This is a genomic window from Janthinobacterium sp. J1-1, from assembly GCF_030944405.1.
Taxonomy (GTDB): Bacteria; Pseudomonadota; Gammaproteobacteria; order Burkholderiales; family Burkholderiaceae_D; genus Janthinobacterium.
On record NZ_CP132339.1, the window covers coordinates 62,943 to 87,943 of the forward strand.

Consider the following 25,001-nt stretch of genomic DNA (forward strand, 5'->3'; position numbering starts at 1 on the left):
AAAAAAGGAGCCGCGGCTCCTTTTTTTACGCTAACGGTAACGGCAACGCTTACGCCGTCGCTTCGCCGCCCAGTGCTTCGACCACGTCGGCCATCAGTTTGCTCAGCTCGCCCGTCATCAGCATCATGTCGCCGTCGAAACGTTCTTCGTCGTTCTTGGTGCTCGATTCGGTTTCCTTGATCACGTCGAGCGGCTTGATGCTTTTGATCGCCAGCGATTCCGTCAGCACGAACGAGATCTTGTCGTTCCACGTCATGGCCAGGCGCGTGCACTGCTTGCCGGCCGCGATATGGCGGCGCACGTCGTCCGCTTCCAGGGTGTGGCGCACATAGCGCACGGTGGCCTTGCTCTCGCCGGTGGCGCGCAATTCCGTATCCATGTCGACCGTAAAGCCGGCCGGCGCATCGTCGGCCTGCAGCCATTCCGTCATCACCGCCACCGGCGAACGCTGCACGCGCAGGCTTTCCAGCGGCAATTTGTCGACGGCCTTGAGCAGCAATTTGATCACTTCGTCGGCTTTCGCCGGGCTGGCCGCATCGACCACCAGCCAGCCATTGACCGGGTCGATCCAGGTCCACACATTGCTGCGGATGCTGAAGGCGCGCGGCAGCAGTTCGTCGGCCACGCGCTCTTTCAGTTCCTTCATGGCTTTCTTGCCCGGGGCAAAGCCTTGCGCTTCTTCCATTTCAGCGGCGCGGGCCTTGGCGACCTGGTTGATGACGGTGGCCGGCAGCAGTTTCTTTTCCGTGCCCAGCAGGATCAGCATCTGTTTGTTGACCACGTGGACCAGGCCGCCGTTCGGGCGTGGCGTATCCCAGCCCTGGCGCATCAGGTCCATGCTGGTGGCCGGCGTAAATTTGTTCGAGGACAGTGCCTCTTCCAGCTGTTCTGGCGTGTAAGCCCACGGTGCGGGCAGGCGGTAAATCTGAAGATTCTTGAACCACATAGTTTTTGTCTTCCGGTTGTTTCGTTGGAGCTAATAGGATGCCATTCTACACTTTCGACCCGGCGCTGCGGTCAAACGAGAGTCCGGTGTTTTGCTGGTAATACAGGGGTGCCGGCGCTACAGGGCGGGGAACAGCTCGGCCTGGGCCGGCGTCTGCCGGGCTGCCTGGGACGGGTCGCACAGGGTGGAAATGCGCACCCCCAGCAGGCGGATTTTCTTTTCGAACGGCACCCGCCGCAGGCAGTCGCGGGTGGCGCGCAGGATCGCCGCCGCGTCCGCCGTGGCGCTGGGCAAGGTGATATCGCGCGTGACCGTACTGAAATCTTCGAAGCGCAATTTGATGCCCACCGTGCGCCCGACCAGCGCCTGCTTGTCGAGGTCGCCCGCCACCCGCGTGCACAGGCTTTCCAGTTTCTCCGACAGCACGGCGCGGTCGCGCACCACCTGCAGGTCGCGCTCGAACGTGGTTTCGCGGCTGACCGACTTGGTTTCGCGGCTGGTCTGCACCGGGCGGTCATCGATGCCCAGCGCCGCCTGGTGCAGCCAGCCCGTATACACATCGCCAAACTGGGTGCGCAGCGTGGCCAGATCAGCCTGCGCCAGTTCGCCGATGGTGACTATCCCCATCGCCTCGAGCTTGGCGGTGGCTTTCGGGCCGATGCCGTTGATCTTTTTGGCCGGCAAGGGCCACACGCGGCTTTCCAGATCCTGCGGATGCAAGATCGTCAGCCCGTCCGGCTTTTCCAGGTCGGAACAGATTTTTGCCAGCAATTTGTTCGGCGCGAGACCAATCGAGCACGACAGGCCGGTGGCCTCGGACACGGCCGCTTTCAGCCTGGCCGCAAACGCCGGCGCGTCTTCGCCATGTTCGGTCAGGTCGATATAGATTTCATCGATGCCGACGTTCTGGATCACCGGCGCCAGGTTCGCCACCGCCTGCTTGAAGCGGGCCGAATACTCGCGGTAGGCCTCGAAGTCGGCCGGCAGCAAGATGCTGTCGGGCGCCAGCTTGGCCGCCTTCATGATGCCCATCGCCGAAAACACGCCAAACGCGCGCGCCGCATAGGTCGAGGTGGTGACCACGCCGCGCCCCACGTAATCGCGCATGCGGGCGTACTGGCGCGTGCCGTCCGCCTGCAAGACCGGCTGCTGCAGGCGCCCGCCGCCGATGACGACGGCTTCGCCGCGCAGTTCCGGATATTTCAGCAGTTCCACGGAGGCGAAAAAGGCGTCCATATCCAGGTGCGCGATCCAGCGGCGCGCGGAGGATGTTTCAGAGAGTGGCGGAGCAGATGCGGTCAAGGACACCTCGCGGCGGTTGGGCCTGCCGCGGCACGATGGCGGCAAGATACTGTTCATGCATACAGTATTACCCGAAACGGCAATTCTGGCAAGTTGAAACGGGCCGGCAAGATCAGCGGTTGCATTTCTGAGTAGCAAGAATAGAATCTTGCCACAACACTACAAAGGAGTTGCCTTGTCTCGCCTATCACGCTATTCACACACCGTCCGCCTGGCCATGAGCCTGCCGGCCCTGCTGCTGTCCACCCTGGCGCCACTGGCGACGGCGGCCGACGCTGCTGCACCCGTTGCCCCCATCGCCGCCAAGTCTGCCTGGCAGGAAACCCGCCACGGCACTGTCGTGACCGACGACTACCGCTGGCTGCAAAAAAAGACCGATCCCGCCGTGATCGATTACCTGAATGCGGAAAACGCCTACACGGCCGCCGTGACGGCCCCGATACAGCCGTTGGCCGACAAGCTGTTCGGCGAGATCAAGGGCCGCATGCAGGAAGTGGATCTGTCCGTGCCTGTACGCATGGGCAATTTTTACTATTACACGCGCACCGAAGCGGGCAAGCAATATCCGATCAACTGCCGCCGCCCGCTTGGCACCAACGGCGCGTATGACGCGCAAGCGGCAGAGGAAATCCTGCTGGACCAGAACCAGCTGGCCGAAGGCCACACCTTCTTTTCGGTGCGCGCATTCGCCGTCAGCCCGAATGAACAGTTGCTGGCCTACACCACCGATACCACCGGCTTTCGCCAGTACGAGCTGCACATCAAGGATCTGAACACCGGCAAGCTGCTCAGTGACACCATGCCGCGCGTCACCTCGCTGGCCTGGGCGGCCAACAACGCCACGCTGATGCTGGTACAGGAAGACGCCACCACCAAGCGTTCGGACCGGCTGTTCCGCCTGGACCTGGGCGGCGCGCCGCAGCAGGTGTACCACGAGGCGATCGAGCAATTTTCCATCAGCATCAACCGCACGCAGGACAAGCAGTTTTTTGTTTTGCGCGCCGGCAGCACCGATACCAGCGACGTGCGCCTGCTGTCCACGGCCACGCCCGACGGCCAATTCCAGCTGGTATTGCCACGCGAAAAAGGCCACCGCTACAGCGTCGAGCACCGCGACGGCCAGTTGTATATTCTGACCAACAAGGACGCGAAAAACTTCCGCATCGTCAGCGCGCCGCTGAGCACCCCGCAGCCGAAGCACTGGCGTCCGCTGGTGCCGCACGACAAGGACGCCGTCATCAAGTCGCTCGATGTGTTCCAGGATTACCTAGTGGTGATGGAAAAGGCGCGCGCCCTGAACCGCGCCCGTATTTATGACTTCAAGAGCAAGCAGTGGAAGACCGTCAAATTCGACGACCCGGTCTACCTGGCCAACGCGGCCGGCACGCCGGAATTCAATGCGACCCACTATCGCATGTCGTACCAGTCGCCGATCACGCCGCCGACCGTCATCGACGTCAACATGAAGGACGGCCAGCGCACGGTGCTGAAACAGCAGGAAATCGTCGGCGGCTATGACGCCAGCCACTATGCCACCGAGCGTTTGTGGGTCAAGGCGCGCGACGGCGTGCAGGTGCCGCTGTGGATCGTCTACAAGAAGGGCGTCAAACGCGACGGCTCGGCGCCGCTGCTGCTGTATTCGTATGGTTCCTACGGCATCTCGACGGAAGCGAGCTTTGCCATCAGCCGCATCAGCCTGCTGGAGCGGGGCGTGATCTATGCCCAGGCGCATATCCGTGGCGGCACCGACATGGGCGAAGCCTGGCATGAAGACGGCATGCTGATGAAGAAGAAAAACACCTTCAATGACTTCATCGACAGCGCCGACTACCTGGTGCGCGAAAAATGGACCAGCCCGAACCGGCTGATCATCCAGGGCGGCAGCGCCGGCGGCCTGCTGATGGGCGCGGTCGTCAACCTGCGCCCCGAACTGTTCCACGCGGTGTACGCGGCGGTGCCGTTTGTCGACGTGATGAACACCATGATGGACGCCAGCCTGCCGCTCACCACCGGCGAATACCTGGAATGGGGCGACCCGAACCAGAAGGCGGCCTACGACTACATGCTCAGCTATTCGCCGTATGACAATATCGCCCGCAAGGCTTATCCGGCGATGCTGGTGACCACCGGCCTCAACGACAGCCAGGTGATGTACTGGGAGCCGGCCAAGTATGTGGCCAAGCTGCGCGCCTATAAAACGGACAGCAACCCGCTGCTGCTGAAAACCAATATGGGCGCCGGCCATGGCGGCGCCTCGGGCCGCTATGACGCCATCAAGGAAAACGCCTTCAACATGGCCTGGATGCTGTCGCAATGGGAGATCAAGGAATAATTTGAAAAAAGCGCTTGCAACAGGATTTTTGCCATCCTATAATAGCGCCTCTTCCAGACGTGGTGACAAACGTCGGGATGGTTTTCTGAGACAAGCAAGCTTTGGGTGCTTAGCTCAGTTGGTAGAGCGGCGCCCTTACAAGGCGTAGGTCGGGAGTTCGAGCCTCTCAGCACCCACCAAATCAGAAAACTGTCCAGTGCTTCATGGATCAGCAACACAGATCATACGAGCTTGGAGTGGTAGTTCAGTTGGTTAGAATACCGGCCTGTCACGTCGGGGGTCGCGGGTTCGAGTCCCGTCCGCTCCGCCAATAAAAGAAAAGCCCTTTGGTTCTCTGAACCGAAGGGCTTTTCCCATTTCCGCGCCAGAAAATCATCCCCATTTATTGCCTGAAAAAATTTTGCATTTTTAGTTGCACAAGCGGGAATCTGCCCTCTATAATAGTGCCTCTTCCAGACGTGGTGACAAACGTCGGGATAGTTTTCTGGGTATGCGGGTGCTTAGCTCAGTTGGTAGAGCGGCGCCCTTACAAGGCGTAGGTCGGGAGTTCGAGCCTCTCAGCACCCACCAAAATCAGAAAACTGTCCAGTGCTTCATGGATCAGCAACACAGATCATACGAGCTTGGAGTGGTAGTTCAGTTGGTTAGAATACCGGCCTGTCACGTCGGGGGTCGCGGGTTCGAGTCCCGTCCGCTCCGCCAATAAAAGAAAAGCCCTTTGGTTCTCTGAACCGAAGGGCTTTTCCCATTTCAGCTCAGCAAATGCACTAGAATCAGCGCTGTCCCTCACTCCCCTCTGCCCGCATGCGCTTGCCCAGCAGCACACATCCCTATATTGCCCTGCGGCTGCGGCTGGCTCATCATGCTTTGCTGCAATTTGCCGCCAGCCTGGCCAGCTCCATGGAAATCGTCGTGTTCCTGGCCGGGCCCGTCTTGCTGGCGCTGCTGAGCGTCATCGCCCTGCCCGGCTTTCTTGCCTTGACCCTGCCCTGGCCCGCCGCGCTGGGCCTGCTGTGCGCGCAAAGCCTGCTCACTTGCCTGCCCGCCTGGCTGCTGCGCAAGCGGCTGCTACCCTCGCCTGTCGCCGCATGGCTGCGCCAGCTGCCCTTGCCGCGCCGCTTGCGCCGGCAAGCCGATATCGCCGTGGCCGGCCTGCTGATGCTGCCACTGGGCATCGCCTACGCCGTTTCGGCCGGCATCTGGCTGCTGCAGTCGCCGCCCTGGCTGCGCCCGATTGCCGCGTCCGGTATCGCCGCCACCATTTGCGCGTGGCTGCTGGCCTGGCTATTGTCGAGCTGCATCATGGCGCTGCGCCTGCGCGCGCCACGCCCGGCGCAAAAGGCGCACACGCCAACCATGACAGCCTATGTATATCGCCGCCCCCGCTGGCCGACCCTGTTCCTGTGGCGCCAGCTGTTCTGGCTGCCGTTCTGGCGCAACGAGAATGTGATTGGCGTCCAGCAAAGCGTGCTGCTGGCCGGCGCGCTCGCCAGCATGCTGGCCTGGCTGCTGCGCGTGCCGCTGGTGCCGGCGCCGCTACTCGGTTTGCTGGCCAGCGCCAGCCTGATCATTGTGACGGACCGTGGCGACAAGGCCGTGCGCGAGCAGATCGCCGTGCTGCGTCCATCACTGGACGCCTGGCCCGTGGCCAGCGGCGCCGTGCTCCGCCTGGCCTGCGCCGCCAGCCTGCTGCCCGCCCTTGCCGTGCTGCTGGGCGCCGCCATGTTGCTGTACTGCCTGGACCCCGCCACCCTGCTGCGCCGCGTCACCAGCGTGTATGCCATCACCGCCAGCCTGGCCCTGCTGGCCATCGTCGGCCTGACCCGCCTGACGGCGCGCGGGCGCGTCGTGCTGGTCGCCCTGTCCATCCTTGCCTTGAGCGCCATCGGAAGCGAATTATGGAATTGAAGCTGTCTTCTCCCGTGCTGCAGGTCGAGCAGCTCGATTTTCATTTCGCCACGCGCAGCGTGTTCCAGCACCGCGATCTGCAGTTCGGCCCCGGCATCACCTGGCTGCGCGGCGCCAACGGGGCCGGCAAAACCACTTTGTTAAAACTGGCGGGCGGCGCCCTGCTGCCCGCGCGGGGCCTCATTCGCCTGGACGAACTCGACAGCGCCAGCATGCCGCTGGCCTACCGCGCCCAGGCGTTCTATTGCGGTGGCGACGCGCCCGCCCTGCCCTGGCTGCAAGTACACGAATGGCTCGACCTGCACCTGGCCCTGTATCCGGGCAGCGACCAGGCCCTGCTGAACGCCGAACTGGAGGCCTTTGCCATGAGCCCGACCTTGCGGCAAAGCGTCACCGCGCTGTCGCTGGGCCAGCATAAAAAGCTGCAACTGGCGCTGGCACTGGCCTTGCCGGTGAAGCTGCTGCTGGTCGATGAACCGTTCAATGGCCTCGATGCCGATGCCATGGCGCATCTGCGCCAGCGCCTGGCCGAACCGGGCCGCCTGGCGCGCCAGTGCATCGTGCTGACCAGCCATCTGGCACCGCAATTGCCGCTGGCGGCGACCGTGCAATTGTGAAATACCGCTTTGCAGTTCAAGCCCAGCCGGCTTAGCATGCCGGCTGCGCCAGCCGGCGATCCCGGCGCGCTCCATCACAACACACGGCCCTTACCCGGGCCGGCACTTTCGGAGACCTGCATGTTTCACACCTCACGCGCCGCCCTTGCGCTCGCCTGCGCCCTCGCTTTTACCGCCGCCCAGGCGTCCAGCCCCAACGGCAGTCCGGCAGCCGAGTCCGACGCCGGCCGCACCATCGTCCTGCAGCCCGATACCCGCCACATCAATGTCACGCGCGGCGAAACCGTCACCATCGTCCGTGCCGGCCAGCGCTTCAGCTGGCATCTCGACACCGACAGCCACCTCACCGTGTTCGCGCTGGCCACCATCGCGCCGAAGGACATGCCGGTCGACGGCATCAAGGTGTATGTGGCTAGCAATCCCTTGCATGCAGGTTGACGCCTGAGTCAAATAGCCATGAAAAAACCGGAACGGCCTGGCGGCGGTTCCGGTTTTTTTTAAGCAAGACAGCTTACGCCGTCATGGCTTCCTGCGAGGCCGACTCTTCCACCACCTCGTCGTCACCCGAGCGGATCAGGTGGTCAAAGGCGGACAGGGCTGCCTTCGCGCCTTCGCCGGTGGCGATGATGATCTGCTTGTACGGCACCGTGGTGACGTCGCCGGCCGCAAACACGCCGGGGATCGAGGTCTGGCCACGGGCGTCCACTTCGATCTCGCCGTGGCGCGACAAGGCCAGCGTACCCTTCAGCCATTCGGTGTTCGGCACCAGGCCGATCTGCACGAACACGCCTTCCAGCTCGACCTTGTTCGACGCGCCGCTGCTGCGGTCCGTATAGCTGAGGCCATTGACGATCTTGCCGTCGCCGTGGATCTCGGTGGTTTGCGCCGAGGTGATCACGGTGACATTGGCCATGCTGTGCAGCTTGCGTTGCAGTACCGCATCGGCGCGCAGTTCCGCGCCGAACTCGATCAGGGTCACGTGTTTCACCAGGCCGGCCAGGTCGATCGCCGCTTCCACGCCCGAGTTGCCGCCGCCGATCACGGCCACGCGCTTGCCCTTGAACAGCGGGCCATCGCAGTGCGGGCAGTAGGCGACACCCTTGTTGCGGTATTCCTTCTCGCCCGGCACGTTGATTTCGCGCCAGCGGGCACCGGTCGCCAGGATCACGGTCTTGGCTTTCAGCACCGCGCCACCGGCCGTTTCGATCTCGATCAATTTGCCCGGCGTCAGCTTGGCGGCGCGCTGGGTATTCATGATGTCGACGTCATAGGTCTTGACGTGCTGTTCCAGCGCCACGGCAAATTTCGGACCGTCGGTTTCCTTGATCGAAATAAAGTTCTCGATCGCCATGGTGTCGAGCACCTGGCCGCCGAAACGCTCGGCCAGTACGCCGGTATTGATGCCTTTGCGGGCGGCGTAGATGGCTGCCGCCGCGCCGGCAGGACCACCGCCGACGATCAGCACGTCGAACACGTCTTTCTTGCTCAGCGCTTCCGCCTGGCGTGCGCCGGCATTGGTGTCGAGCTTGGCGAGGATTTCCTCGACATTGGTGCGACCCTGGCCGAAATGCTGGCCGTTCAGGAACATCATCGGCACGGCCATGATCTGGCGCTCTTCGACTTCTTTCGGGAACACGCCACCATCGATGGTGGTGACCTTGATGCGTGGGTTGATCACCGACATGGCATTCAAGGCCTGCACCACTTCCGGGCAGTTATGGCAGGACAGCGAAATAAAGGTTTCAAACTCGAAATCGCCGTCGAGGTTGCGGATCTGTTCGATCACCGCCTCGTCGAACTTGATGGTGTGGCCGCCCACTTGCAGCAGCGCCAGCACCAGCGAGGTAAATTCATGGCCCATCGGCACACCGGCGAAACGCACGCCGATATCGGTGCCGGCACGGTTGATGCTGAACGACGGGGCGCGTACACCGGCGTCAAGGCGCTCGACCAGCGTGATCTTGTCGCTCAACAGGACTATTTCCTGGAGCAATTCTTTCATCTCGCGGGCTTTTGCGCTGTCATCGAGAGAAGCGACCAGCTCAAGCGGATACACCACTTTTTCCAGGTAGGATTTCAGTTGGGTTTTGAGGGTTGCGTCTAACATGATTTTTTCTTCCTTTACAAATATTTAGGCGATTGCCGGACCGGACGCCCGGTCCGGCATCGCGGTAACTACTTGTGTGCTGCGTGCTGCATCAAGACTTAGATCTTGCCGACCAGGTCCAGCGATGGGGTCAGGGTTGCTGCGCCTTCGGTCCATTTGGCTGGGCACACTTCGCCTGGGTGGGAAGCCACGTATTGGGCGGCTTTGACTTTGCGCAGCAGTTCCGATGCGTCACGGCCGATGCCGTTGTCATGCACTTCCAGCACTTTGATGAAGCCGTCAGGATTGATGACGAAGGTACCGCGCAGTGCCAGGCCTTCTTCTTCGATCAGCACTTCAAAGTTGCGCGACAGGGTGGTGGTCGGGTCGCCGATCAGTGCGTATTGCACTTTCTTGATCGCGTCCGAGGTGTCATGCCATGCTTTGTGGGCGAAGTGGGTATCGGTCGAGATACCGTAGATGTCCACGCCCAGTTGCTGGAATGCGGCGTGATGGTCGGCCAGGTCTTCCAGTTCGGTTGGGCAAACGAAGGTGAAGTCGGCTGGGTAGAACACGAATACCGACCACTTGCCTTTCAGGGACTCTTCCGTCAGATCGACGAATTTGCCGTTGTGGTATGCGGTTGCCTTGAATGGTTTAACTTGGGTGTTGATGAGCGACATGGTCATTTCCTCTCGTGTGGTGAATCAGTAAGACCCTAGTGTAAAGGGTTTTAGTCCATATTCAAAATTGATTGTCACAATAGATTCAATTGGTTTTGGCTATCATGACGGTATGGGAACCCCATCATAGGCAGTTCCCATCGGATTGAACAGACCTCAGTTTTTCAGCGCGTCCGGCACCTTGCCGCCGTTTTCGGCCAGCTTGGTCATCACCTGGCGGTGCAGCCAGATGTTCATGCTGGCCGAGTCATTGGTGTCGCCCGTGAAATGCAATTCCTGCGCCAGTTCCTTGCGCGAGGCCAGGCTGCTGTCGAGTTGCAGGAGTTTCAGCAGGTCGACGATGGAGGTGCGCCAGTTGAGTTTTTCCGGATTCTTTTCAGCCAGGCTGGTCAGCACAGCTTCCACGTCGACCGGCTGCGCCGGCGCGGCCGGGGCGGCTGCGGGAGCCGGTGCTGCGGCTGGGGCCGGTGCGGCCGGCGCCGGAGCAGCTGGCGCTGCCGGGGCAGCAGGCTTGGCGGCGTCGCCATGATGAAAAATCTTGTTGTAGATATTGGTAAAAATGCCCATGTATGCACCTCTTTAGGTCAGTGGATGGAAGAATCGATGGAGAGCCAGCCGGACGAGTATAAGGGGGAACGGCAACGGGCCGCGTCCCGCTGGCCAGGTGTCAACTGGCGGCGGGAGGCGCGTGTTTCAAGGGGGGAGACGCCGCGGCAGGAATGGCGGCCGTGGTGCAGTCAGGAAGGCAGGACGGGGATGGCGTTCAGAAGACCACGCCAGCGACCAGGATCACATTCGCATACGGGCTGCATTCACCGGTGCGCACGATGGCGCGCGCCCGTTTGCTCAGTTGCTTGAATTCTTCGTGCGACAGCTGGCGCGCGTCGGGCAGGCCCAGCGCGGTCACCTGTTCGGCGATGGCCGGATTGTGATGCGGCAGTTCGGTGGCCAGGAAATGGTGCTCGACCTGCATTTCGCTGAGCACGGTTTTCACCGTGTCGATAAAGCCGGGTATGCCACGCGTCAGGGCCAGGTCGATCAGGGGCACGCCGGGCTGCGACGGCAGGCCGGCGTCGCCGATGACGACCATGTCGCCATGGCCCAGCGAGGCAACCAGTTGCGACAGTGCAATATTAAGCAGCGGTGATTTTTTCATGGGCTTAGAACAACTCGTGCAGGTAAGGAATCGAGGTTTGCGCACCGGGCTTGGTGACGCTCCAGGCGGCCGCGCGCTGGCCTTGCGCGATCGCTTCGGCTTCGTCCAGGCCGGACGCCAGGCCGGCCACGAAGCCGCCGATAAAGGTGTCGCCGGCGGCGGTGGTGTCGACCGCCTGCACCGCTTGCGCAGGGAAATCATGGTCGCCGCCATACAGCGCCGCATGCACGCCCTTGGCACCCAGGGTGATGATGATGTTGTCGCTGCCCTGTTTCTGCAGCGCGGCGGCCAGCGCCTTGACGTCATTCGCATCGACCTCGGCGCCGGCCAGCATGGCCGCTTCGATTTCGTTCGGGATCAGATAGTCGACCAGCGCCAGCACGTCGGCCGGCACCTTGGCCGCCGGGGCCGGGTTCAGCACCACGGTCTTGCCCAGCGAGCGCGCCAGTTTAATCGCGTGCACCACGGTTTCCATCGGCACTTCCAGTTGCAGCACGACGATGTCGGACTGCTCGATCAGTTCCCTGGCCGCATCGATATGCGCCGGGCTCAGGCAGTCGTTGGCGCCGCCGGCCAGCACGATGCTGTTCTGGCCGTTGTCGTCGACCAGGATCGAGGCGATGCCGGACGCCACGCCCGGCACGGTCGTCACATGGCGGTCGATGATGCCGTCCGCCACCAGCGCGGCGCGCAGGGTAGCGCCGAATTCGTCGTCGCCGACGCAGGCCACCATCGCCACCTGCTGGCCGCCGGCCTCAAGCTTGCCGCTCATGCGCGCGCAGGCGACGGCCTGGTTGGCGCCCTTGCCGCCAGGAATGGTACGGAAGGCGCCGCCCGTCAGGGTTTCGCCGGGAAGCGGCATGCGCGGCACGCGCAAGACCAGGTCCATATTAATGCTGCCGATAACCACGATCATGGTGTCATTCCCATCAGTTCAGTAAAAGGTGAAGTCAAAGTAAGGCCGCCGGACGAGCCGCGCACATGCAGCACCGGCGCCACGCTGCGCTGCTGGCGCGGCAGGTCGGGCTCGGCAATGCGCGCCAGCAGGCAGGCGGCCGTGATCTGGCCCAGTTCGCGCGTATTTTGCGCCACGCTGGTCAAGGGTGGATGCACGAAGCTGGCGAGATCAATATCGTCAAAGCCCACCACGGCCAGCTGGCCCGGCACGGCGATGCCCAGTTCGGCGGCGGCGCGCAGGGCGCCAAACGCCATCAGATCATTGCAGCAAAACAGGGCGTCGGGGCGCTGGCCGGCGGGCAAGGCCAGCAGGGCCAAAGCGGCAGCATAGCCGCCGGCGCTGGTAAAGTCGCTGTGGCGGCACAGCAGATCATCGAAGGCCACGCCGGCGTCCTGCAGGGCGCCGCGCACGCCGTCGATGCGTTCATTCGAAATGCCGACCTCGCGCGGGCCAGCGATGCAGGCGATGCGGCGCCGTCCCAGGCCCAGCAGATGGCGCGCGGCCAGCAGGCCGCCGGCGCGGTTGTCGACCGCCACCGAATCGAGCGACAGGTCGCACGGTGCGCGGTCGAGCAGCACGGCCGGCACCTTCATTTTATGCAGCAATTCGCCGTCGCGGTCGGCCAGCGCGGACAGGATCAGGCCATCGCAGCGCTTGGTCAACAGCACGTTCAGGTACTCGCGCTGCTTGACCGGGTCGTCATCGGAATTGCACAGGATCACGCTGTAGCCGGCCGCATAGCAGCTGTCTTCGATGCCGCGCGCCACTTCCGAAAAATACGGATTGGTATTGTTAGGAATGATCAGGCCGATGGTGCCGGTGCTGCGGCACTTCAACGAGCGCGCCAGCGCGCTCGGCACGTAGTGCAGCTGCTCCACCGCCGCCAGCACCGCCGCGCGCGCCTCGTCGCTGACGGGGCGCGTGTTGTTGAGCACATGCGAGACGGTGGTAAACGACACCCCCGCCACCTGTGCCACCTGTTTGATGGTTGCCATGATGGACGCTTAGGCGCGTTCGCCGCGGCGGCGATAGGTGTCGAGCACCACGGCGGCGACGATCACCAGGCCCGTGACAATGCGTTTCACGGGTTCCGACACGCCCACCTGCGCCAGGCCCGCTTCCAGCACGGAAATGATCAGCACGCCGATAAAGGTGCTGATGACGGAGCCGCGGCCCCCCATCAGGCTGGTGCCGCCGATTACGACCGCCGCGATCACCTGCAGCTCCATGCCGACGCCGCCGTTCGGGTCGGCCGCTTCCAGGCGCGACACCTGGAACAGGGCGCCCACGCCGGCCAGCAAGCCCATCAGCGCAAACACCAGCACTTTCGATGGTTTCGGATTGATGCCCGACAGGCGCACCGCTTCTTCATTGGTACCGATGCCGATCCAGTGACGGCCCAGCACGGTGCGCGTCAGCACCAGGTGGCCGATGACCACGATGGCGATCGAGGCGATAAAGGCCGGCGACAGACCGAACACGATCGGCGAGCTGATGCCTTCCACGGCGCCGCCGATATATTCGGTGCGCGAATTGGTCACCTGGTACGCCAGGCCGCGCGCCATTTCCAGCACGCCCAGCGAGACGATAAACGAGGGAATGCGCCAGCCGACGGAAATCAGTCCGGTGATCGCGCCGCAAGTGGCGGCCACCAGCATGCCCAGCATGGCCGCGCTCCATACCGGCCAGCCCCAGTGCACCACGGCCAGCGACAAGACGGAAGCGGCCAGCGCCATGACGGAGCCGACCGACAGGTCGATGCCGCCGATAATCAGGATAAACGTCATGCCGACCGCCATCACCACCAGGGTCGGAATATTGTTCGACAGGGTGCTGAGCGTGGCCAGGGTAAAGAAGTTTTCGCTGGCAAACGAGAACAGCACGCACATGGCCACCAGCGCGCCGATCAGGCCGGCATAATTTTTCAGGTCGGCCAGGCTGCGCTGCAGATACGAAGGAGAAGAAGGTGTCGTCATGGATAGCTTTCCGGCGGGGTCAAGCCGCGGCGGGGGTGGAAGGAGTGTTCATATAGCCGGAGAAGGCGGCCGACAGCAGCGCGTCCTGGCTCCAGGCGCCGCGCTCGAAGGTGTCGACAATCTTGCCGGCGCTCATCACGGCGATGCGGTCGCAGATCAGCATCAGTTCGCGCAGGTCGCTCGAGACGATGACCAGGCCCTTGCCCTGGCGTGCCTGTTCGGCCAGCACTTGATAGATGTCGAACTTGGCGCCGATATCGATGCCGCGCGTCGGCTCGTCGAACAGCATCACGGGGCAGTCGCGGTACAGCCAGCGCGCGATCACCACCTTTTGCTGGTTGCCGCCCGACAGCTCGCCGACGGCCTGCTCGCAGTTGCGCGAACGCACGCCGAGCTGGCCGATATAGTCATTGGCGACAGCGGCTTCCGCCGCATGGTCCATCCAGCCGGCGCGGTTGACGGTATCGAGCGAAGCGAGCGTGGTGTTGATGGCGATCGACTGGCGCAGCAGCAGGCCCTGGCCCTTGCGGTCTTCCGTGATCATGGCGATGCCGGCTTTGACGGCCGCCTGCGGAGAACCGAGCACGGCCGGTGTTTCGCTGTCGCCGAGGAAGACCTGGCCGGCATCGGCGCGGTCGGCGCCAAAGATCAGGCGCAGCAACTCCGTGCGGCCCGAACCGATCAGGCCGGCGATACCGAGGATCTCGCCGGCGCGCAGGTCGAACGAGGTCGGGTGCACGGCGTCGCCACGCGCCAGGCCGCGCACGCGCAGCAAGGGTGCGCCGATGGTACGGCCACTGAGGTCGATTTCGTCGTCGGCCGAGCGGCCCACCATCAGGCCCACCAGGTCGGCGGCCGTATGGCCGGCGATATCGTCGTCGCACACCAGCTGGCCGTCGCGCAGCACGGCGATGCGGTCGGCCACGCGCTTGAGTTCTTCCAGGCGGTGCGAAATATAGATGATGGCCACGCCTTCGGCTTTCAGGCGTTCAATTTGCAGGAACAGCAGTTCGACTTCGCGGTGCGTCAGCATGGCGGTCGGTTCATCGAGCACCAGCAAACGGCAGGAGCCGATCAGGTTGCGCGCGATCTCGATCATCTGCTGGTGGCCGATGCCCAGCTCGCCCACCAGGGTCCACGGGTCGAGCGCGCCCAGGCCGACTTTTTCCATCTGCTCGCGCGCGTCGCGCTCGAGGCGGCCACGGTCGATCCAGCCGAAACGCTGCGGCAAGTTCTTCAGGTACAGGTTTTCGGCGATCGACAGGGTCGGAATCAGATTGAGTTCCTGCATCACCATGCGGATGCCCAGCGCTTCGGCGGCGCCGCGCGAAGCAGGCTGATACGGTTTGCCGTCGAGCAGCATGGTGCCCGTGGTGGCTTGCTCCAGGCCGCAGACGATCTTCGACAGCGTGCTCTTGCCCGCGCCGTTTTCGCCCGTCAGCGCCAGCACCTGGCCGGGAATGAAACGCAGGGCCACGCCGCCCAGCACGGGGCCGACATAGGACTTGCCGATATTATCGAGCGTGAGCAAAGGAGTGGCGGCAGCGTGCGCCGCAAGAGTGTCGGTAGGCATGGAGGCTCCGCGTAAAAGGACAAACGGGGCCGCCGCTGTCATGCGACAGCTGCGGCCCCGGCAGGATCAAACGATCAGGACTTGGCGCCCTTGGCGACCAGTTCCACCTTGGTTTCGATGGTGCCGCCCAGCTGGGCTTGCTTTTTCTTCTCGGCCAGCGCTTTCAGCACGGCTTCGATACCGAACACGGCTTGCTGCGAACCGAACTGGTCGGCGGTAGCCAGCACGCGGCCATCGGCCAGCATCGGCTTGATCGCGTTGATATTGTCGTAGCCCACCACCAGCACTTTACCGGTCTTGCCGGCGGCCTTGATGGCGGAGATGGCGCCGATAGCCATGTTGTCGTTACCGGCCAGCAAAGCCTTGATGTTCGGATTGGCGTTCAGCATGGCGGCGGCGACCGTATTGGCCGGCGCGATTTCCCACTGGCCCGACTGTACGCTGACGACCTTGGCGCCGGCGGTAGCCATGGCGTCCTGGAAGCCCAGGGTGCGCTGCTGCGCGTTGTAGGTGGTCGATACGCCTTCGATGATGCCGACCTGGTCACCCTTCTTGATCTGCTTGGCCAGGAAGTCGCCGACGATCTTGGCGCCTTTGCGGTTGTCCGGACCGACGAACGGGATCGAAATGCCTTTTTCCTTCAGTGCGGCGTCATCGAGCTTGTTGTCGATATTGACCACGATAATGCCCGCGTCGACGGCTTTCTTCAGCACCGGCACCAGCGCTTTCGAGTCGGCCGGGGCGATCACCAGCGCGTTCACGCGCGAGACGATCATCTGCTCGACCAGCTTGATCTGGCTCGAGGTATCGGTTTCATCCTTGATGCCGTTCGACAGCAGGTCGTACTTGGCGGCATTGGCCTTCTGGTGCGCCTTGGCGCCGTTTTCCATGGTCAGGAAAAATTCGTTGGCGAGCGACTTCATCACCAGCGCGACCTTCGGTTTGGCCGCCGTCTGCGCCATCGCTGGCAGGGCAGGCAGGGCGCACACGAGGGCGGCGGCGGCAATCATTTTGAGGCGAATACGGGATGTCATGGCAGTCTCCAGGGTATGGTTGGGCAAGCACGTCTGAGCAATGCTTTTTTGTAAAACGCTTTGCGCAAACGTTTGCGCGAAGCGAAGTGTGCCTCAATGCCCTATCTCAGTGCAAGCGATTCTGTGTGTGCGGTGCAGCAAATTGTTTTAATGACTAATCATATTCGCGGAAAGGTCGCGTCGTTCGTGCAGGACGCGCAACACCTCGATCCAAGTGCCATTGATGCGATAGAACAGCAAAAAGGGGAAGCGGTCGAGCTGCCAGACACGCAGCGACTGGTCAGCAAGGAAATGGGCATAGCGCCGCGATCCGACACCGGGCTGAAGGCACAGGCCATGCAGCGTGGTTTCCAGTTCGGAGACGAAGCGCTCCGCTAACTCGGTGGAAATCTCGGCGTAGTAATCGGTAATTTCCAGCACGTCACTTTTGGCGACGGGCGCGAGCTTGAATTCCACGGCCTTATCGCTTGGCGCGGATCCGTGCGCGCAGTTCGCTGGTCAACTCGGCGATACCCGTTGTTGGCGAAGGGCCGCTGTCGATGCCTTCCATGACGAGGTCGTACAGCCGGCGTTCCGCCTCGTTTTGCGGGCCAACTGCATCGGCGTCACGTGGCATCAGGAATTTTGGCGCCACAGGTGTGGTTACGGTAGTCATGGCTGAATTATATGCCTGTTCGCTTTTGCCGTTGACAGCAACCCCGCATCAAGCCGGGTTGCTGCAACAAGCGCTTATCTGCGACCGCCCCGTGCCGGCGCGCCGCCCTTGGCCGGCGCCTTGCCGCGGCTGACCGGTGCGGCAACGGCAGGTTTGGCCTTGGTCTTGATGGTCGACAGAATCGATGGACGCACTTTTGATTCGGCCGCCGACGCTTTCGGCGCCGCTGCCGTGCCACCCAAGGCGATGCGGTTCTTGCCCGGCGTGACCTTGAACTTGTCGGGCGTGCCGGCGCCGTGCGTCTGGCGGCTGCGTTCGCCTGCGGCCAGGCCACCCGACTCGGACGAGGTCCAGGCCGGGATCAGGTGCTTGTCGCCATTGCCGATCAGGTCGCCACGGCCCATGTTGACCAGCGCTTCGCGCAGGATCGGCCAGTTGGCCGGGTCCTGGTAGCGCAGGAACGCTTTATGGGTGCGGCGGATCTTGCCGCTGCGCGCCGTTTCAACCGTTTCCGAGTCGGCGGTCACCTTGCGCAAAGGATTCTTGCGCGTGTGGTACATGGTAGTGGCCATCGCCATCGGCGTCGGCATGAAGGTCTGCACCTGGTCGAGCTTGAAATTGTTTTTCTTCAGCCACAGCGCCAGGTTCAGCATGTCGAGGTCGGTGGTACCCGGGTGGGCGGCAATGAAATACGGAATCAGGTACTGCTTCTTGCCCGCTTCCAGCGAGAAACGGTCAAACATTTCCTTGAATTCATCGTAGGCACCGATGCCGGGCTTCATCATTTTCGACAAAGTCCCCTCTTCCGTGTGCTCGGGCGCGATCTTCAGCAGGCCGCCGACGTGGTGCGTGACCAGTTCCTTCACGTATTCGGGCGAGCGCACGGCCAGGTCGTAGCGCAGGCCCGAGCTGATCAGGACCTTTTTGATGCCGGGAATCGCGCGTGCCTTGCGGTACAGGGAAATCAACTTGCTGTGGTCGGTGCCCAGGTTGACGCAGATCGACGGGTACACGCACGACAGGCGGCGGCACGACACTTCGATCTCTTTTTCCTTGCAGGCCAGGCGGTACATATTCGCGGTCGGGCCGCCCATATCGGAAATGGTGCCCGTAAAGCCTTTGGTTTTATCGCGGATATGCTCGATTTCGCGCAAAATCGACGGTTCCGAACGGCTCTGGATAATCCGGCCTTCATGCTCGGTGATCGAGCAGAAGGTGCAGCCGCCAAAACAGCCGCGCATGATGTTGACGGAAAAACGTATCATTTCCCAGGCCGGGATATGCGCCTTGCCATAGCTCGGATGCGGCGCGCGCGCGTAGTTCATGTCGTACACGCCGTCCATCTCGTCCATGGCCAGCGGCAGCGGCGGCGGATTGAGCCACACGTCGCGTTCGCCATGCGCCTGCACCATGGCGCGCGCATTGCCCGGGTTCGATTCCAGGTGGAACACGCGCGAAGCGTGCGCATACATCACCGGGTCGTCCTTGACCACGTCATACGCGGGCAGGCGCACCACGGTCTTGTCGTGCTTTTCCTTGGCCATCGCCAGCCGCTCTTCGCGGCTCATGATGCGGATCGGCTTGATCACTTCGGCCGACTTCGAGGCATTTTCGGTGGCGCAGGCGGTCTTGTCTTCCTGCACCATTTCATACGGACTGTAGTGCGGATCGATCTTGCCCGGCACATCGACGCGGGTGGAATTGTGCACGCCCCAGTCGTCCCCCGGCAGCCAGCCGGCCGGTACCATGAAGGCGGTGCCGCGCAGGTCGCGGATATCCTTGATCGCTTCGCCGGCGGCCAGGCGGTGCGTCAGGTCGACCAGCGCGCGTTCGGCATTGCCGAAAATCAAGAGATCGGCCTTGGAATCGGGCAGCACGGAACGGCGGACCTTGTCCGACCAGTAATCGTAATGGGCGATGCGGCGCAGGGACGCTTCGATGCTGCCGATCACCACCGGCACGTCCGGGTACGCTTCGCGCGCGCGCTGGGCGTAGACGGTGACGGCGCGGTCCGGGCGTTTGTTCGGTTCGGCGTTGGCGGTATACGCGTCGTCGGAGCGGATCTTGCGGTCGGCCGTGTACTGGTTGACCATGGAATCCATATTGCCGGCGGTAACGCCGTAGTACAGGCGCGGCTTGCCGAGAATGCGGAAGGCGTCGGCCGACAGCCAGTCGGGCTGGCTGATGATGCCGACACGATAGCCTTGCGCTTCGAGCAGGCGGCCGACCAGGGCCATGCCGAAACTCGGATGGTCGATATAGGCGTCGCCGGTAACGAGAATGACGTCGCACTGGTCCCAGCCCAGCGCGTCCATCTCGGCGCGCGACATCGGCAGGAAAGGCGCTACGGCAGCGCGGGCAGACCGCTTGGGAACGGTCGCAAATAAATTGGTAGGGGAGCTCATTGGCCGGATTGTACCGGAATTGGCCATTTCAAACCTGACAGCTTGATTTCCACTGTTGGATTTTGGTGCAAAAAACGTTTATATTTCAATCACTTGTAAGCATGGCGCCGAGCTTTGCGGCAAGCACGCCATGCATTCAAGGAACTTGCTTAAATCCCCATATTGGCCAGAATCTCGCCCAGCTCGCGCAGCGCCGGCTCCAGCTTCGGATGCTTGACGGCAAACTTGGCCGACAGTTCCTGGCTGCGCTCGGCCAGGCCGTAGGTGGTCGATTCCGGCTCTTCCTGCGCTTCCAGCGCGGCGCGCTTTTCCAGCAGCAGGTGAATGTCGCCATCGAGCTTTTGCAGCAAACCTTGCAACTCTTCATCGACGGGGCCGCTGGACTCCAGGTTGGACCGCAGCTGGTGTAACGATTCCTTGAGTTTGGTTTCCATATTTTTTCCTGTCAGTCGGTAAATTGCGTGTCCAGGTACAGCTGTTCCACCTTGCTCCTGGCCCACGGGGTCTTGCGTAAAAACTTCAGGCTCGACTTGATGCTCGGCTCGCTGATAAAGCAATTGATATCGATACGCTTGCCCAAACCATCCCAGCCGTAATGGGCTTGCAATCGCGTCACGATCGCTTCCAGGGTGACGCCATTCAAATCTTGCTGACTCATTGTTCTCTCTCGACTACACGTTTTGTATCTATCACTATCTTACTCAATTCTACGCCGCCCGCACGTTACGCTTGCGTCGTCCGCTCAAGAACGATGCAAGCGCAGGCAGATTCTTACTGCGTTTTCAAACCACGGCGTTCCAGCAGCGGCTCGACAGTGGCGTCGCGGCCGCGGAAGTCGCGGAACAGCTGCAACGCGTCGACGCTGCCGCCGCGCGACAGCAGCTTGGTACGGAACCAGTCGCCGTTCTTGCGCGTGAGGCCGCCGTTTTCCTTGAACCAGTTGACCGACTCGGCATCGAGTTTTTCCGACCACAGGTAGGCGTAGTAGGCCGCCGAATAGCCGCCCGAGAAACTGTGCGAGAAATAGCTGGTGCGGTAGCGTGGCGGCACCGGCGCGTAGTCAACGCCGGCGTCCTTCAGCGACGCCGCTTCGAATGCCAGCACATCGGTCGGGATCTGGTTCGGCGCCAGCTGGTGCCAGCGCTGGTCGAGCAGGGCCGCCGACAGGTATTCGGTGGTCATGAAACCCTGGTTGAATTTCTTGGCCGCCATGACTTTGTCGAGCAATTCCTGCGGCATGGCCGCGCCGCTCTGGTAGTGCTTCGCATAGTTCTGCAGCACTTCCGGCCAGACGGCCCACATCTCGTTGACCTGCGACGGGTATTCGACAAAGTCGCTCGGCACGCTGGTGCCCGAGAAACGCGGATACTTCACGTTCGAGAACATGCCGTGCAGCGCATGGCCGAATTCGTGGAACATGGTGGTCACTTCGTCGAACGTCAGCAGGGTCGGCTGGCCGGCCGGCGGCTTCGGAATATTGAGCTGGTTCGCCACCACCGGATGGGTGCCCATCAGGCTTGATTGCGACACATATTCATTCATCCAGGCGCCGCCATGCTTGTTGCCGCGCGCATAGAAGTCGGCGATAAACAGCGCCAGCTGCTTGCCGTTGGCGTCGATCACGTCATACACGCGCACGTCCGGGTTATACACCGGCAAGTCTTTACGTTCCTTGAAGCTGATGCCGTACAACTTGTTGGCGGCAAAAAACACGCCGTTGTTCAGCACGCTATTGAGTTCCAGGTAGGGCTTCAGCTGGTTCTCGTCGAAATTGAAACGTTGATTACGCAGCTTGTCGGTATAGATGGCCCAGTCGGCGGCCGCCACGGTAAAACCGCCTTTCTCCGCGTCGACCAAACCCTGCAGGTCGGCCGCTTCGCGGCGCGCATTGGCCACGGCCGGTTTGGCCAGTTCCGACAGCAGGGTGTTGACGGCGGTGGTGGTTTTCGCCGTCTGGTCTTCCAGCGAATACGCCGCGTAGTTCGGGTAGCCCAGCAGGGTGGCGCGTTCGGCGCGCAGCTTGGCCAGCTTCAGCACGATGGCGCGGTTGTCGAATTCGCCGCCCTGGCTGCCGCGGTTCAGCGACGCATCCATCAGGCGCTGGCGCGTGGCGCGGTTGGTGAGTACGGCCAGCGCCGGCTGGCCGCTGGTGTTGACCAGGGCGATGACGAACTTGCCGTCCAGACCGCGCTCCTTGGCGGCGGCGGCGGCCGTGTCGATATCGCTGTCGGTCATGCCGGCCAGTTCCTCGCGCGTGTTCACCACCAGGCCCTTGGCGTTGGTTTCCTTCAGCACGTTCTGCGCGAAGGCCGTTTCCAGGCCTGCCTGCTCGGCATTGAAGGCTTTCAGCTTGTCCTTGTCGGCGTCGGACAGCTTGGCGCCGGCGCGCACGAAATCGGTGTGGTAGCGGTCCAGCAGGCGCAGCGATTCGGCGTCCAGGCCCAGCTGGTCGCGCTTGGCGTACAGGGTGTCGATGCGGGTAAACAGTTTCGGATTGAGGCTGATGGCGTCCGCGTGGGCGGCCAGCTTCGGCGACACATCCACCTCCACCGCTTCGAGCACCGCGTTGGTATTGGTCGAGGTCATGTTGCTGAAAATGCTCTGCACGCGGTGCAGCAGCTGGCCCGTACGCTCGAGCGCCACGATGGTGTTTTCAAACGTCGGCGCCTGGCGGTTATTGGCGATCGCATTGACTTCGGCCAGCTGGCGCTTCATGCCTTCGGCAAACGCCGGCGCGTAATGCGCGTCCTTGATCAGGCCGAACTGCGGCATCTGGAACGGCAGCGGGCTGGCCTTGAGCAGCGGATTTTGCGCGCTAACGGCGGCAGCGGGCGCGGCTTTCGTGGCAGCGGCGGCCATGGCTTGCGGAGCGGCGTGGGCCAGCATGACGCTGGCGGCGATGACGAGCAGTTGTGGACGGATCATGACATCTTTCAAAGTGCAGGGAAGAACCGCGACCATGTCGCGGACCAGTGGCAAATGATAGCAGGGCGATCCGCCAGCGTGGCGGCGCGGGCCGAATGCGCGGTTTACCACGGCGCCGGTTTTGATACCCCAAATAAAAAATGGCCGCCAGTCCATGGCGGCCATTTTTAGCTTAGCGAGCTTATTTGCCCGTCAGGCCGCGGCGTTCCAGCAGCGGCTCGATTTTCGCATCGCGGCCGCGGAAGTCGCGGAACAGTTGCAGCGCATCGGCGCTGCCGCCGCGCGACAGCAGCTTGGCGCGGAACCAGTCGCCGTTCTTGCGCGTCAGGCCGCCGTTTTCCTTGAACCATTCGACCGTGTCGGCGTCGAGCTTTTCCGACCACAGGTAGGCGTAGTAGCCGGCCGAATAGCCGCCCGCAAACGCGTGCGAGAAATACGTGGTGCGGTAGCGTGGCGGCGCCGGCGCAAAATCGATGCCGGCGTCCGTCAGGGCGGCTTTTTCAAACGCCAGCACGTCGGTCGGGATCTGGGCCGGGGTCAGCTGGTGCCAGCGCTGGTCGAGCAGGGCCGAGGCCAGGTACTCGGTGGTTTTATAGCCCTGGTTGAAATTGTCGGCCGCCGTCACTTTCGCCAGCAGTTCGGCGGGAATCGCCACGCCCGTCTGGTAGTGCTTTGCGTAGTTCTGCAGCACTTCCGGCCACAGCGCCCACATTTCATTGACCTGCGACGGGTATTCGACGAAGTCGCGCGGCACGCTGGTGCCCGAGAAACGCGGGTATTTCACGTTCGAGAACATGCCGTGCAGCGCATGGCCGAATTCGTGGAACATGGTGGTCACTTCGTCGAACGTCATCAGGGTCGGCTGGCCCGCTTCCGGCTTCGGAATGTTCAGGTTGTTGGCGATCACCGGCTGGTTGCCCAGCAGGGCCGACTGGCTGACATAGGCATTGGCCCAGGCGCCGCCGCGCTTGTTGCTGCGCGCATAAGGGTCGAGCGTGAAGATGGCCAGTTGCTTGCCGTCTTCATTGAACACGTCGAACACCAGCATGTCGGCGTTGTACACCGGCAGGTCGGTACGCTGCTTGAAGGAGAGGCCGTACAGCTTGCCGGCGGCAAAGAACACGCCCTTGGTCAGCACGCTGTTCATCTCGAAATACGGCTTCAATTGGTTCTGGTCGAAGTTGTAGCGTTCGGCGCGCACCTTGTCGCTGTAATAGGCCCAGTCGCTGGCGGCGACCTTGAAACCGCCTTTGCCGGCATCGATCACCTTCTGGATATCGTCCGCTTCGCGGCGCGCGTTGACGACGGCCGGTTTCGCCAGTTCGCCCAGCAGCGCGTTGACGGCGGTGGTGGTCTTGGCGGTCTGGTCTTCCAGCGAATAGGCCGCGTAGTTCGGGTAGCCCATCAGCGCGGCACGCTCGGCGCGCAGCTTGGCCAGGTCCAGCACCACTTGCCGGTTGTCGAACTCGCCGCCATGGCTGCCGCGCGCCTGCGAGGCGGCCATGATGCGTTCGCGCAGCGCGCGGTTGGTCAGCTGCGACAGCGGCGCCTGGCCAGTGGTGTTGACCAGCGCGATCACATACTTGCCGTCCAGGCCACGTTTCTTGGCAAGGCCGGCGGCCACTTCGATCGCGGCCGGCGGCAGGCCATCGAGTTCTTCACGCGTATCGACGACGACCGCCGAAGCGTTCAATTCCTTCAGCACGTTCTGTGCAAAGGTGGTCGACAGGGCTGCCAGCTGGCCGTTGTAGGTCTTCAGCTTGTCCTTGTCGGCAGCCGACAGCTTGGCGCCGGCGCGCACGAAGTCCGTATTGTAGCGCTCCAGCAAGCGTGTCGATTCGGCATCGAGACCCAGCTTGTCGCGCTTGGCGTACAAGGCGCTGATGCGCTGATACAGCTTGCCATTGAGCATGATCGCGTCGCTATGAGCCGCCATTTTTGGCGCCAGCTCGCGTTCCAGTCCCTGGATCGTCTCGTTGGTGTTCGAGCCCGACATCACCGAAAACACGGTGCGCACACGGCCCAGCAGCTGGCCCGCGCGTTCCATGGCCACGATGGTGTTGTCGAAGGTGGCCGCTTTCGGATTGTTGGCGATTGCATTGATCTCCGCCAGGTGCGCTGCCATGCCGGCCGTAAAGGCGGGCGCGTAATCGGCGTCCTGCACCTTGTCGAAAGCGGGGTAATGGAAAGGCAGGGTGCTGGCTTGCGCAAACGGATTGCTGGCAGGCAGGGCGACCGCGATGGTAGCGGCGGCTGGCGCCTTGGTCGCGGCAAAAGCGGCTGGCGCCAGCATCAGGCTGGCGGCGATGACGAGCAGTGTTGGACGGGTCATGACATCTTTCAAAGAACGCAAGAGAACCGCGATTGTGTCGCGGACCAGCCTGAAATAATAACAGCCGGACATACTTGCGTCACCCGCAACAACCGCAGGTATCACACACCGCA

The 25,001-nt window shown here is 62.5% G+C and carries 22 protein-coding genes and 4 tRNA genes; 8 read left to right on the plus strand and 18 right to left on the minus strand.

Annotated elements, in window-relative coordinates; genetic code table 11:
• Positions 1–49 precede the first annotated feature (49 nt).
• A complete protein-coding gene (locus Q8L25_RS00245; RefSeq protein WP_308923018.1) occupies positions 50–946 on the minus strand; it encodes a recombination-associated protein RdgC in 897 nt (298 codons plus the stop codon).
• A gap of 117 nt (positions 947–1,063) precedes the next feature.
• Positions 1,064–2,182, minus strand: a complete 1,119-nt coding sequence (gene dinB / locus Q8L25_RS00250; RefSeq protein ID WP_374694220.1) for a DNA polymerase IV — start codon at positions 2,180–2,182, stop codon at positions 1,064–1,066.
• A 241-nt stretch (positions 2,183–2,423) separates the two neighbouring features.
• Here dinB and Q8L25_RS00255 point away from each other — a divergent pair, with 241 nt between their 5' ends.
• The 8 genes from Q8L25_RS00255 (at position 2,424) to Q8L25_RS00290 (ending at position 7,543) form a co-directional block, all read left to right on the plus strand.
• A complete protein-coding gene (locus tag Q8L25_RS00255; RefSeq protein ID WP_308923019.1) occupies positions 2,424–4,580 on the plus strand; it encodes a S9 family peptidase in 2,157 nt (718 codons plus the stop codon).
• Positions 4,581–4,683: 103 nt separating this feature from the next.
• Positions 4,684–4,759, plus strand: a tRNA-Val gene (locus tag Q8L25_RS00260).
• A gap of 54 nt (positions 4,760–4,813) precedes the next feature.
• Positions 4,814–4,890: transfer RNA gene (locus Q8L25_RS00265), tRNA-Asp, on the plus strand.
• Between the two features lie 184 nt (positions 4,891–5,074).
• A tRNA-Val gene (locus tag Q8L25_RS00270) sits at positions 5,075–5,150 on the plus strand.
• 55 nt (positions 5,151–5,205) lie between these two features.
• Positions 5,206–5,282, plus strand: a tRNA-Asp gene (locus Q8L25_RS00275).
• Between the two features lie 165 nt (positions 5,283–5,447).
• Positions 5,448–6,488, plus strand: a complete 1,041-nt coding sequence (locus Q8L25_RS00280; RefSeq protein ID WP_308923020.1) for a hypothetical protein — start codon at positions 5,448–5,450, stop codon at positions 6,486–6,488.
• On the plus strand, positions 6,479–7,105 hold the full coding sequence (locus Q8L25_RS00285; protein WP_308923021.1) for an ATP-binding cassette domain-containing protein: 627 nt from the start codon (positions 6,479–6,481) through the stop codon (positions 7,103–7,105). Before Q8L25_RS00280 ends, Q8L25_RS00285 begins: the two co-directional genes overlap by 10 nt.
• Positions 7,106–7,225: 120 nt before the next feature.
• A complete protein-coding gene (locus Q8L25_RS00290; RefSeq protein ID WP_308923022.1) occupies positions 7,226–7,543 on the plus strand; it encodes a CzcE family metal-binding protein in 318 nt (105 codons plus the stop codon).
• A gap of 73 nt (positions 7,544–7,616) precedes the next feature.
• On the opposite strand, the gene ahpF is transcribed toward Q8L25_RS00290, so the two are convergent.
• From ahpF to Q8L25_RS00370, 16 genes are all read right to left on the minus strand, one after another.
• On the minus strand, positions 7,617–9,212 hold the full coding sequence (ahpF, locus tag Q8L25_RS00295) for an alkyl hydroperoxide reductase subunit F (RefSeq protein WP_308923023.1): 1,596 nt from the start codon (positions 9,210–9,212) through the stop codon (positions 7,617–7,619).
• A gap of 98 nt (positions 9,213–9,310) precedes the next feature.
• Positions 9,311–9,874, minus strand: a complete 564-nt coding sequence (gene ahpC / locus Q8L25_RS00300) for an alkyl hydroperoxide reductase subunit C (protein ID WP_308923024.1) — start codon at positions 9,872–9,874, stop codon at positions 9,311–9,313.
• Positions 9,875–10,030: 156 nt separating this feature from the next.
• Positions 10,031–10,441 (minus strand): DUF3597 domain-containing protein, encoded by a 411-nt coding sequence (locus tag Q8L25_RS00305; protein ID WP_308923025.1) that lies wholly within the window; start codon positions 10,439–10,441, stop codon positions 10,031–10,033.
• 196 nt (positions 10,442–10,637) lie between these two features.
• Positions 10,638–11,030: a D-ribose pyranase gene (gene rbsD, locus Q8L25_RS00310; RefSeq protein WP_308923026.1), complete on the minus strand. Its 393-nt coding sequence runs from the start codon at positions 11,028–11,030 to the stop codon at positions 10,638–10,640.
• Between the two features lie 4 nt (positions 11,031–11,034).
• Positions 11,035–11,946 (minus strand): ribokinase, encoded by a 912-nt coding sequence (gene rbsK / locus Q8L25_RS00315; protein ID WP_308923027.1) that lies wholly within the window; start codon positions 11,944–11,946, stop codon positions 11,035–11,037.
• Positions 11,943–12,983 (minus strand): LacI family DNA-binding transcriptional regulator, encoded by a 1,041-nt coding sequence (locus Q8L25_RS00320; protein WP_308923028.1) that lies wholly within the window; start codon positions 12,981–12,983, stop codon positions 11,943–11,945. The genes rbsK and Q8L25_RS00320 overlap by 4 nt, the downstream gene beginning before the upstream one ends.
• Positions 12,984–12,992: 9 nt before the next feature.
• Positions 12,993–13,964: an ABC transporter permease gene (locus Q8L25_RS00325; RefSeq protein WP_308923029.1), complete on the minus strand. Its 972-nt coding sequence runs from the start codon at positions 13,962–13,964 to the stop codon at positions 12,993–12,995.
• Between the two features lie 19 nt (positions 13,965–13,983).
• Positions 13,984–15,537 carry a sugar ABC transporter ATP-binding protein gene (locus tag Q8L25_RS00330; protein WP_308923030.1) on the minus strand — a complete coding sequence of 518 codons (1,554 nt, stop codon included), beginning with the start codon at positions 15,535–15,537 and terminating at the stop codon, positions 13,984–13,986.
• 74 nt (positions 15,538–15,611) lie between these two features.
• Positions 15,612–16,571: a sugar ABC transporter substrate-binding protein gene (locus tag Q8L25_RS00335; RefSeq protein WP_308923031.1), complete on the minus strand. Its 960-nt coding sequence runs from the start codon at positions 16,569–16,571 to the stop codon at positions 15,612–15,614.
• A gap of 147 nt (positions 16,572–16,718) precedes the next feature.
• Positions 16,719–17,027 carry a type II toxin-antitoxin system RelE/ParE family toxin gene (locus Q8L25_RS00340; RefSeq protein ID WP_308923032.1) on the minus strand — a complete coding sequence of 103 codons (309 nt, stop codon included), beginning with the start codon at positions 17,025–17,027 and terminating at the stop codon, positions 16,719–16,721.
• Positions 17,028–17,031: 4 nt separating this feature from the next.
• The gene (locus Q8L25_RS00345) at positions 17,032–17,226 is read right to left on the minus strand and encodes a hypothetical protein (RefSeq protein ID WP_308923033.1); all 195 of its coding nucleotides are present in this window, start codon (positions 17,224–17,226) and stop codon (positions 17,032–17,034) included.
• 74 nt (positions 17,227–17,300) lie between these two features.
• Positions 17,301–19,556 carry a YgiQ family radical SAM protein gene (locus Q8L25_RS00350; RefSeq protein WP_308923034.1) on the minus strand — a complete coding sequence of 752 codons (2,256 nt, stop codon included), beginning with the start codon at positions 19,554–19,556 and terminating at the stop codon, positions 17,301–17,303.
• A 224-nt stretch (positions 19,557–19,780) separates the two neighbouring features.
• On the minus strand, positions 19,781–20,065 hold the full coding sequence (locus tag Q8L25_RS00355; protein WP_308923035.1) for a DUF4404 family protein: 285 nt from the start codon (positions 20,063–20,065) through the stop codon (positions 19,781–19,783).
• An 11-nt stretch (positions 20,066–20,076) separates the two neighbouring features.
• Complete coding sequence (locus tag Q8L25_RS00360) at positions 20,077–20,289, minus strand: VF530 family protein (RefSeq protein ID WP_308923036.1); 213 nt, start codon at positions 20,287–20,289, stop codon at positions 20,077–20,079.
• 113 nt (positions 20,290–20,402) lie between these two features.
• Positions 20,403–22,556, minus strand: a complete 2,154-nt coding sequence (locus Q8L25_RS00365; RefSeq protein ID WP_308923037.1) for a M3 family metallopeptidase — start codon at positions 22,554–22,556, stop codon at positions 20,403–20,405.
• A 181-nt stretch (positions 22,557–22,737) separates the two neighbouring features.
• Entirely contained in the window at positions 22,738–24,888 is a 2,151-nt protein-coding gene (locus Q8L25_RS00370) for a M3 family metallopeptidase (RefSeq protein WP_308923038.1), read from the minus strand.
• Positions 24,889–25,001: the final 113 nt, after the last annotated feature.

Excerpts from the sequence above, each read along its gene's own strand:
- Q8L25_RS00245 (WP_308923018.1), bottom strand. The coding sequence starts at position 946 with ATGTGGTTCAAGAATCTTCAGATTTACCGCCTGCCCGCACCGTGGGCT.
- dinB (WP_374694220.1), bottom strand. The coding sequence starts at position 2,182 with ATGGACGCCTTTTTCGCCTCCGTGGAACTGCTGAAATATCCGGAACTG.
- Q8L25_RS00285 (WP_308923021.1), top strand. The coding sequence starts at position 6,479 with ATGGAATTGAAGCTGTCTTCTCCCGTGCTGCAGGTCGAGCAGCTCGAT.
- Q8L25_RS00290 (WP_308923022.1), top strand. The coding sequence starts at position 7,226 with ATGTTTCACACCTCACGCGCCGCCCTTGCGCTCGCCTGCGCCCTCGCT.
- ahpF (WP_308923023.1), bottom strand. The coding sequence starts at position 9,212 with ATGTTAGACGCAACCCTCAAAACCCAACTGAAATCCTACCTGGAAAAA.
- ahpC (WP_308923024.1), bottom strand. The coding sequence starts at position 9,874 with ATGTCGCTCATCAACACCCAAGTTAAACCATTCAAGGCAACCGCATAC.
- Q8L25_RS00305 (WP_308923025.1), bottom strand. The coding sequence starts at position 10,441 with ATGGGCATTTTTACCAATATCTACAACAAGATTTTTCATCATGGCGAC.
- rbsD (WP_308923026.1), bottom strand. The coding sequence starts at position 11,030 with ATGAAAAAATCACCGCTGCTTAATATTGCACTGTCGCAACTGGTTGCC.
- rbsK (WP_308923027.1), bottom strand. The coding sequence starts at position 11,946 with ATGATCGTGGTTATCGGCAGCATTAATATGGACCTGGTCTTGCGCGTG.
- Q8L25_RS00320 (WP_308923028.1), bottom strand. The coding sequence starts at position 12,983 with ATGGCAACCATCAAACAGGTGGCACAGGTGGCGGGGGTGTCGTTTACC.
- Q8L25_RS00325 (WP_308923029.1), bottom strand. The coding sequence starts at position 13,964 with ATGACGACACCTTCTTCTCCTTCGTATCTGCAGCGCAGCCTGGCCGAC.
- Q8L25_RS00330 (WP_308923030.1), bottom strand. The coding sequence starts at position 15,537 with ATGCCTACCGACACTCTTGCGGCGCACGCTGCCGCCACTCCTTTGCTC.
- Q8L25_RS00335 (WP_308923031.1), bottom strand. The coding sequence starts at position 16,571 with ATGACATCCCGTATTCGCCTCAAAATGATTGCCGCCGCCGCCCTCGTG.
- Q8L25_RS00345 (WP_308923033.1), bottom strand. The coding sequence starts at position 17,226 with ATGACTACCGTAACCACACCTGTGGCGCCAAAATTCCTGATGCCACGT.
- Q8L25_RS00350 (WP_308923034.1), bottom strand. The coding sequence starts at position 19,556 with ATGTCGCGCGCCGAGATGGACGCGCTGGGCTGGGACCAGTGCGACGTC.
- Q8L25_RS00355 (WP_308923035.1), bottom strand. The coding sequence starts at position 20,065 with ATGGAAACCAAACTCAAGGAATCGTTACACCAGCTGCGGTCCAACCTG.
- Q8L25_RS00360 (WP_308923036.1), bottom strand. The coding sequence starts at position 20,289 with ATGAGTCAGCAAGATTTGAATGGCGTCACCCTGGAAGCGATCGTGACG.
- Q8L25_RS00365 (WP_308923037.1), bottom strand. The coding sequence starts at position 22,556 with ATGATCCGTCCACAACTGCTCGTCATCGCCGCCAGCGTCATGCTGGCC.
- Q8L25_RS00370 (WP_308923038.1), bottom strand. The coding sequence starts at position 24,888 with ATGACCCGTCCAACACTGCTCGTCATCGCCGCCAGCCTGATGCTGGCG.